At 66.4% G+C, this 8,696-nt stretch carries 5 protein-coding genes; 2 read left to right on the plus strand and 3 right to left on the minus strand.

The window, feature by feature from the left end:
• On the minus strand, window positions 1–2,056 hold a 2,056-nt coding region (locus AC1DU6_RS12555; protein ID WP_477857532.1), incomplete at its 3' end, for a TonB-dependent receptor.
• A 434-nt stretch (window positions 2,057–2,490) separates the two neighbouring features.
• Between AC1DU6_RS12555 and AC1DU6_RS12560 the strand changes: the two genes are divergently transcribed.
• Together AC1DU6_RS12560 and AC1DU6_RS12565 are read left to right on the plus strand one after the other, a co-directional pair.
• The gene (locus AC1DU6_RS12560) at window positions 2,491–3,441 is read left to right on the plus strand and encodes a cupin-like domain-containing protein (protein WP_477857534.1); all 951 of its coding nucleotides are present in this window, start codon (window positions 2,491–2,493) and stop codon (window positions 3,439–3,441) included.
• 20 nt (window positions 3,442–3,461) lie between these two features.
• Window positions 3,462–4,478, plus strand: a complete 1,017-nt coding sequence (locus AC1DU6_RS12565) for a cupin-like domain-containing protein (RefSeq protein WP_477857536.1) — start codon at window positions 3,462–3,464, stop codon at window positions 4,476–4,478.
• A gap of 148 nt (window positions 4,479–4,626) precedes the next feature.
• Here AC1DU6_RS12565 and AC1DU6_RS12570 read toward each other — a convergent pair whose 3' ends face one another.
• On the minus strand, window positions 4,627–6,237 hold the full coding sequence (locus tag AC1DU6_RS12570) for a tryptophan halogenase family protein (RefSeq protein ID WP_477857538.1): 1,611 nt from the start codon (window positions 6,235–6,237) through the stop codon (window positions 4,627–4,629).
• Window positions 6,238–6,428: 191 nt separating this feature from the next.
• The coding region (locus AC1DU6_RS12575) for a TonB-dependent receptor (protein WP_477857540.1) at window positions 6,429–8,696 on the minus strand (2,268 nt) is incomplete at its 5' end.

An 8,696-nucleotide genomic window follows, 5' to 3' on the forward strand; every position in this document is an offset into this window, starting at 1 on the left:
AGTTCGAGATGTCCTTGTTGAAGAAGGTCGCCGACAGCACATTGCCCTTGCCGTAGTAGTACTCCAGGCTCAGGTCGATCTGGCTGGACTTCATGGGCTTGAGCTCGACGCTGCCGACCGTCCAAGTCTCGTTGCCGACGCGGTCGTCGTTGTAGCCGGACACCTGGATGCCGAACATGTTGGCGAAGTTCGGCCGCGTGATGGCCTGCGACGCGGCGGCGCGCAGCACCAGGTCCTTGCGCAGGTCAAAGGCGAGGTTGACGCTGGGCAGCACGTCGTTGTACTTGGACTTCTTGACGTCGAAGCCGCGGCCCCAGTTCTCGTTGCCCTCGTAGTCGCCCGCGGCCAGCGGCGTGCCGTCGAACTTGTAGCCSGTGCTCTTCACGTCSGTCGAGATGTAGCGCAGGCCGAAGTTGCCGCGCAGGTTGCCGGCCTCGAAGTCGAACATGCCGTACAGGGCCTGGTTCTTCTCGTTGAGCTCGCTGTAGGCGGAGCGGTCTTCGTTCCAGCCGTTGATGTTCTTCAACGTGCCGGCCACCATGGCGCCGATGTTGGGGCGCGGGATGCTCCAGCTGGCCACGTCGACCGTGCCGTCGAACAGGCTCGCCGTGGGGCTGGTGGCGATGGTGGCGGCCCAGACCGGGCGGTAGGCGCGCTTCTCGAAGGTGTGGTCAGCAAAGCGCACGCCGGTCTTGAAGGTGTTGATGGCGCCCCAGTTCAGGTCGAACGTGGCGTCGAACTGGGCGTACTTCTCCTGGTCCTTGTTCGGTCCCTGCGACGTGGCCCAGGTCTGCGGGCCCAGCTGCGAGGGCAGCTGAGCCGCTGTGAAGGACTGGCTGGACGTCGGGCTGATGACGATCTGGTGGCCTGTTGCGTCGATGGTGCCTTGCCAGTTCGGGCGCGCGAAACCCGCATCCCAGTTGCCGGCCTGGAAGTTGGCCGTGAGTGACGTGCCGCCCTTGGCCTTGGTCGTGCCGGCGACGAGGTCGAACTTGGCGCCGTCGAGTTTGTAGTGGCCGTCGAAGGTGATGCTGTCGGACGTCATCTGGGCGGCGCGCGCCCAGACCTGGAAGAACTGGTCGGGCAGCGGTTTGGCGGCGGTGGTCGTGCTATGCACGCACATGCCGGTGGGGTTCMAGGCCGACTTCACGTCCGTGTTGCGCTTGTCGCAGTTCGGGTCCTGGAAGATGTAGTCGCTGCTGTTGGAGCTGTCGCCCACGAGCTTGAGCTTGAGCAGGTTCAAGCCGAGGTCCAGGCCTTGCGCCGGGCGGGCTTGCAGCGTCAGGTTGATGGCGTCGCGCTTGCGGTCCTGGATGAAGGCGGTGGGCGCCACGTCGCCCGACCAGCGGTTGTCGGCCTCCACGCCACGGCGGATATAGGAGCCGTCGGCATGGGCCGCGGCGGCCAGCACGCCGAAGCTCTTGGCTTCGTTCTTCCAGCTGTACAGGCCCGAGACTTCCTTCTCGGCGTCGCTGATGGTGCCCTTGCCGTACTTGACGCTGACGAAGCCGCTGTTGGCGGCCATGTCCAGGGGCTTGCGGGTCTTGACGATGACGGTGCCGCCAATGCCGCCTTCGGTCAGGTCGGCCTGGGAGGACTTGTAGACCTCCATGCCGCCGATCAGCTCGGAGGGCAGCAGGGAGTAGTTGAAGGAGCGGTCGATGTCGAGCTGGTCGTACCAGCCGGTGGACGCGACGGTCTGGCCGTTCAGCGTCGTGTAGGTCATCTGCGGGTCGGAGCCGCGGATGGACACCGAGGCGCCCTGGCCGAAGGCGCGGCCGACGGACACGCCGGGGATGCGGCCCAGGGCCTGGCCGACGTCGGAGTCGGGCAGCTTGCCCACGTCTTCGGCCGAGACGGCATCGACGACGGCGCTGGCGTTCTTCTTGATCGTGGCGGCGGATTGCAGCGAGGCCCGGATGCCTGTAACGACCACCTGCTCGAGCTGGGCCGGCGTGTTCGCCGGTGCGGGCGCCACCGCCTCTTGTGCCTGGGCAGCCATGCTCAGCAATGTCAAGGCCGCAGCGGCCGCGATGGGGGTCGGTTTGACCTTCATGAACTAATCCTTGTTGTGGCCAATGATTCGGGTGGGGTGGCCGCCGTTGGCCTATGCGTACCACCTTGAGTCCGGTTGCCGCCCTTGTCTGGTTCTGATTTGCGTACAACCAGTGCAATGCCACTATAGATTTTGATAACGCCACTTTGCTACCAATCGAGTCTGGGTAGTTTCCCGGGTGGCTTGGTCGTGCCTATGAAGCGGGGTCAGATTGCTCTGTAGGAGGCTCACCTCGCATGGTCAATTGGTATCTGACTGGTGCCGGAACTCGGCCGACGATCCTGTTGTGCGGTGGCGACGACGGGCTGGCAGCTAGGCGGTTTCACGGCAAGTGGCCTTGATCTGGTACAGGGTTTGCCGGAGGCGCCCCGCGTGCGGCAAGCCGGGACAATGGCGGCCCAGGAGCTGTTGCTCCAAGACCCGATGTGGCAGACATGAACCCGGTTGAAAGTTGGTCGGCGGCCGACGAGCCGCAGCTCAAGGAGCGCCTGGAGCAGCGGGCCGAACCCGTGCTGCTGAAGGGCCTGCTGGCAGGCTGGCCCGCCGTGCAGGCCGGGCGCGAGACGGCTTTCAGCATCTGCGATTACCTGAGCCGCTTCGACCGGGGCGTGGAGGTCATGGCCACCAAGACGCGCGCCGCGGCGCGTGGCGTCATGGGCTACAACGACGGCCTGACCGATTTCGCCTTCGTCAAGGCGCGCATGACGCTGCCCGAGTTCATGGCGGCCCTGCAGGCCTACTTGGCCGTAGACGGCGCGCCGTCCATTGCCGCGCAGTGCGCCAAGGTCAGCGACGTCATCCCGGGCTTCCTGGATGAGAACCTGCTGCGCGCCTTGCCCGGCGTGATCCCCAACTTCTGGCTGGGCAATGTGCTGACGGTGCCGGCGCATCACGACCACCCCTACAACCTGGCCTGCGTGGTGGCCGGGCGCCGGCGCTTCACGCTGTTCGCGCCGCAGCAGGTGGGCAATCTCTATATCGGGCCGCTCGAGCACACGCCGTCGGGGGCGCCCATCTCGGTCGTGCATCCAAAGTCGCCGGATTTCGAGCGCTACCCACGCTATCGCAAGGCGCTGGCGTCTGCACAGGTTGCCGAGCTGGAGCCGGGCGATGCGCTCTACATCCCGCCGCTCTGGTATCACCAGGTCGAGGCGTTGGAGAAGGTCAACCTGTTGATCAACTACTGGTGGCCCGTGGCCGGTGCCAAGGACTTGCCTGCGCCAGCGCACGCGCTGCTGCAGGCCATCCAGGTGCTGAACGCGCTGCCCGCGGCGCAGCGCGACGCCTGGGCGGCCCTGTTCGAGCACTATGTGGTGCAGCGCGAGCAGGAGCCGGCGGGGCACATCCCCCAGGCTTGGCATGGCGCGCTGACGCGGCGACGCTGAGGACGGATGCCATGCGGCCAATGAAGGAAGTTGATGGCATCACGCGCGAGCGCTTCGAGCGCGAGGTGGTGCCCGCCTACGAGCCGGTCGTGATGCGCGGCGCGGTGAGGCACTGGCCGTTGGTCGCGCAAGGGCGCGCGGGCCTGGATCCCTGCCTGCAATACCTGATGGGCTTCGACGGCGGCAAGCCTGTTGATGCCGTGCTTGCCAAGCCCGAGCCGACGCGGGCCTTCAGCTACAAGCCCGACCTGGACGGTTTCAACTTCATGCGCGACAAGCGGCCCTACGCCGCCTTGTTCGAGCAGCTCTGGCGCTACAGCCACTTCCCCGACCCACCCAGCCTTGCGGCGCAAAGCGCATTGGTGTCGGAGGCCTTGCCGGGCCTGGAGCTGGCCAATGTTTTGCCGCTGCTGGATGCCGCCGTGCCACCGCGCATCTGGATCGGCAACCGTGCGACGGTGCCCGCGCACTTCGACGATTCCCACAACATCGCCTGCGTGGCGGCCGGGCGGCGCCGCTTCACGCTGCTGCCGCCGCAATGCGCACCGCTGCTCTACCTGGGCCCGCCGGACTACGCGCCCACGCCGGCGCCGATGTCAGTCGTGCCTGATCTGCACCGCGCCGATCCGGCGCAGTTCCCTCTGCTGGCCGAGGCGCTGGAGAGCGCTGTGGTGGCCGAGTTGGAGCCAGGTGACGCGATCTATATGCCGCCGCTGTGGTTCCATCAGGTCGAGTCGCTGGCGCCGCACCTGAACATCCTGATGAACTATTGGTGGCGGCCGCTGGCCGCGCCGCAGCGCCCGGATGACCTGCACCTGGCGGCGATGCGGCTGGCCATGCTGGCGCTGCGGCATCTGCCCGACGGTGAACGTGAAGGCTGGCGCGCCTTGTTCGCGCACTATGTGTTCGGCGCGCGCGGCGAGGGGCTGGCGCATATCCCCGCCGGCCAGCGCCACCTGTTCGGCGACATTGACGCGGCGGCCGATGCCGTCGTGCGCAAGGACATCCTCGACCGGTTGCGGGGAGGCGCTGAATAGGCCTCCGCGATGCGGCGCGCCCTGGTTTGGGATGGGCTGCAAGGCGCAAAGCGCAGCCATAGCTTGACTATGGCGAGCATTTGCAACGCCGCAGGCCGCCCAAAGCAGGGATGCGCCGTGCGCGAGGGTCTGTTCAGCGCCTCCCTTGCTACCAGGTGTAGATCTGCAGGGCCTTGTCGCCGACACCCGGCGGGATGTTGGCCAGCAGCTCGCGGTGGTCGGGGAAGTTGGTCACGCTGCGCTGGATGAAGTCGTCCACCGCCTCCAACCGGTGGCGCGCTTGGTGCTCGGTTGGCGGCTGCAGGTCCTGCGCATCCGGAAAGATGCCCATGCCGGCCAGCAGCGCATACCAGGACACGGCCGGGTAGCCGCCGCCGAAGCGGCCCGTCTTGAGGGTGGCGACCAGGGGCTTGCGCGACATCCACGTCATCAGAACGCCTTGCAGCGAGTCCGACAGGTGCATGTTCTCGGCGTTCTCGCGCCAGTAGTCGGTGTCGGTGCGCGAGTTGGTCTTGTAGTGCGCCACGATGTAGTCGCGGGTGTTCTCGAAGCGCTTGTGCATGGCGGCGTTGAACGCGTCCTGCGAGGCCGTGCCGAGGTCGCCTTTCTCCAGCACCTCCACCAGCATGGACGCCGTGACCTGCACGAACAACAGGGCCGTGGCCTCCAGCGGCTCGATGAAGCCCTGCGACAGGCCGATGGCCACGCAGTTGCGATTCCAGACCTTGGCCATGCGGCCCACGCGCATCTTGAGGTGGCGGGCGGGGATGTCGGCATCCAGCAGGCCCAGGTGCTGGCGCAGCTCGGTCTCGGCTTCGTCTGCCGAGCAGTGGGCGCTGCTGTAGACATAGCCATTGCCCTGGCGCTGGGTGAGCGGGATCTTCCACGCCCAGCCGTGGCGCAGCGCGGTGGACACGGTCTGCGACTCGATGGGGCCTTCAAGCGGCGTCGGCATCGCCACGGCCGCGTCGTTGAAGAGGTTCTCCCCGAAGCCGATGAAGGGCGTCTGCAGGGCCTTGCCAATCATCAGCGATGCAAAGCCGCTGCAGTCCACGAAGAAGTCGGCGGCCAGGGCCTCGCCGTCATCGAGCTGGAGCCGGTCGATGTCGCCGCGCTCGTTGAGCAGCACCTGGGTGACGTGGCGCCGCAGGTGGGTCACGCCGCGCTCCACCGCCTTGCGGCCGAGGAATTGGCCGAGCAGGGTTGCGTCGAAGTGATAGCCGTACCAGACGTCGAAGGGGAAATTGGGCAGCGCGCGCGGGCCGCGGGCCTGGCGCGCCAGCGCCGCGGACGTGAAGAAGCGGTCCGGGTGGGCGTACACGTCGGCACCGTCGAGCCGCGCGTGCACGTTGTCGACGAAGGGATGCATGGTCATGTTGTCCAGCATCGACACGAAGGGGTGGAAGTAGCGCTCGAAGCCGGGCTTGGTCGACCAGCCATCGAAGGTGATGCCGCTCTTGTAGGTGGCGTTGCAGGCGGGCATCCACTCCGACTCTTCGATGCCCAGGATCTCGAAGAAGCGGCGCAGCCAGGGCGTCGAGCCCTCGCCCACGCCGATGATGCCGACTTGGGGGCTCTCCAGCACGGTGACCTTGAGGCGCGGCCCATAGGCCGTGGTGGCCAGCATCAGCGCCGTCATCCAGCCCGCCGATCCGCCGCCGACGACGCAGATGTGCTTGACCGGCGGCGGCGCATCGGTGCTGCCGCCCAGGGGGCGGGCGGCGATGTACTGGTCGATGAGGGTGGCGGTGTCGCTCATGAGGGCATCGGAATGGAAAAGGGGAGCGTGTTGAGCGCTCCCCTCGGGGTTGCTGCGGGCCGCAGCGCCGGGCCGCTCCCAAGCCGGCCCGCCTGGCGATGCGCTTGGCGGTCGATCCGCCAAGCATCGCCGTCCCCGCGGGGGACCGACTGGGCACGTTCGCGTTCAGCGGCGCGTGACCAGGCGAGGGGTCAAAACTTCACACGTGCGGTCAGGTAGAACTGGCGGCCGTTCTTGTAGATGGCGCGCGGCTGCACTTCCGAGGCGTAGTACTTCAGCTTCGGGTCGTTCAGGTTCTGTGCATCCAGGCTGACGGCGAAGTTGTCGTTGATCTTGTAGCCCACAGACGCCGACAGCACGCCGTTGCCCTTCTGGAAGTAGTCCGTGCCACGGTCGGTACCGATGAAGATGTCATCGGTGTAGCTGTAGTTCAAGCGAGCCGAGAAGTGGTCGTTCTCGAAGAAGCCGCCCAGGGTGAACGAGTTCTTCACGTCGCCGCGCAGCACATGGCCGTCCTGGTCGTGACCATCCGCGAAGGTGTAGTTCGCCGTCACGCCGAAGTTGTTGGCGATGGGCGTCTCGAACGCGAATTCCAGACCGGTGACGGAAGCCTTCTTGTTGGTCAGGCCGGTGATGACGAACTGACGGTTCACCAGTTGCTGCACGCCACCCTGCTGGTTGGTGTTGCCCAGCAGCACCGGGTAGGTGCTGGTGAACGTGCCGTTCGTGATGTAGCTGCCCATCTGCATGTGGAAGGCACCCATCGACACGAAGGCGCGCGGCGCGAAGTACCACTCGATGTTGGCGTCGAAGTTGGTGGAGCGGATCGGCTTCAGGTCGGGGTTGCCGGCCGTGCCGCCACCGATGGCGTTGTTGTCCAGGAACATGCCCGTCGTGCTCAGCGACGTGAAGGCAGACAACGCCGTGTAGTCGGCGCGGGTCACCGTGCGGCTCACGGCCAGGCGGCCCACCACATCGCGGCGGATGTCCACACGCACGCTGGCGCTGGGCAGCAGGTCGGTGTAGCTGCGGTCAGCGGAGGTAGCCGTGAAGTCACCGAACGCCGACGACACATCAGCCTTCTCGCCCGGGAAGCTGGGGCGGAACGAACCCGAGGACTGCTTGGTGCGCACGGCGCGCAGACCGACGTTGCCGCTCCAGCCGTCGCCTTCCAGGTTGCCCTGCAGGTAGGCGGCGGTGGTGGTTTCCTTCACGCTGTATTCGCCGCCGTCCATGGGCGAGCGGCGCGCGATGGGATCGCGGTTGGTGACGCGGCTGTTGTACTCGGCCAGGGCCGCGGCCGAGATATAGGTCAGGTTGGTCGGGAAGCCGCTGCCGAGGCCGCTGCCGTAGTTGCCCGGGAAGGACTGGCTGAAGGCCGGCAGGGTGTAGGGCGAGAGCTGGGGCGCATCGTTGCCGTTCGCATCGGCGCAGGCGCTGGGCTTGCTCCAGTCCCAGGGGCCGACGCGGTACGGCGTGCCGGTAGCACAGCCCGGACCCTGGTTCAGCGTCGCATCGGTGTGGCGCTTGTGCTGGGCACTGCGCACGCCGAACTTCAGGCTCTTCAGCACGCCGGAGTCGAGCGAGTACTCGCCGTCGACCTGGGCCCAGCTTTCCTTGTCGTGGACGATGACGTGTTCGGCGCCGAAGATCCAGTCAAAGCCCACCGTGGGGTTGGTGAAGCTGAAGGCGGGCGCGGTGTCGTTGCCTTGCAAGGCATAGCTGGCCCGCGTGGCGGCGATGTGCGGCTCAACCACATCTTGGCTGACGGTCTGGCCTTTGCCCTTGGACGTGCCGGCATTGGCGGTCAGCGTCAGCGCGCTGTTGACCTTGAAGCTGCCATCCAGGCTCAGGAAGTTGCTCTCGGCAGAAGCCTTGCGCGAGATCATGTCGTAGTAGCCGGCGGTCGACGAACTGGCCCAGTCGAAGGTGGCCTGCGTCAGCGTCTTCACGCCCTTGCTGTCGGTCGCGATCTTGTAGTTCGAGATCGTGGCGCTGTTGATCAGGCCGGCGCGCGGCGCGATCAGGTAATTGCGGTTGTAGTTGTCCGCGTCCATCTTGGACGAGAAGCCCGTCAGCGTGAGGTCCACGTCCTGGGTGGGCTTGAACTGGGCGCGCACCAGCCCGCCCTTGCGCTCGCGCTCCTGCGTGAAATAGGCGGCGCCGATCAGGTCGGGGGTGTAGACACCGTTCAGCTCAGGGTGCGCAGCGACGAGGGCGGGCGCATTGGTGCTGTCCAGCTTGTTGATGAAGCCCAGCGTTTCCACGCCATCGCGACGCAGGCTGCGCTTTTCCGAGAAGGCTTGCACGAGCACGCCGAAAGTCTTGGATTCGTTCTTGAAGTTGGCCAGCACGCTGAGCTGCGGGTCCGTCTTCTTGGGCAGGCTGGCGTAAACCGCGCCCAGGCCTGCTTCGAAGGTCAGCGCCTTGGCGAAGTCCAGCGGCTTGCGGGTGATGAT

This window comes from Roseateles sp. P5_B10, assembly GCF_056400485.1.

What these genes read in the sequence shown, in the direction of transcription:
- AC1DU6_RS12560 (WP_477857534.1), top strand. Translation starts at nt 2,491, where the DNA reads ATGAACCCGGTTGAAAGTTGGTCGGCGGCCGACGAGCCGCAGCTCAAG.
- AC1DU6_RS12565 (WP_477857536.1), top strand. Translation starts at nt 3,462, where the DNA reads ATGAAGGAAGTTGATGGCATCACGCGCGAGCGCTTCGAGCGCGAGGTG.
- AC1DU6_RS12570 (WP_477857538.1), bottom strand. Translation starts at nt 6,237, where the DNA reads ATGAGCGACACCGCCACCCTCATCGACCAGTACATCGCCGCCCGCCCC.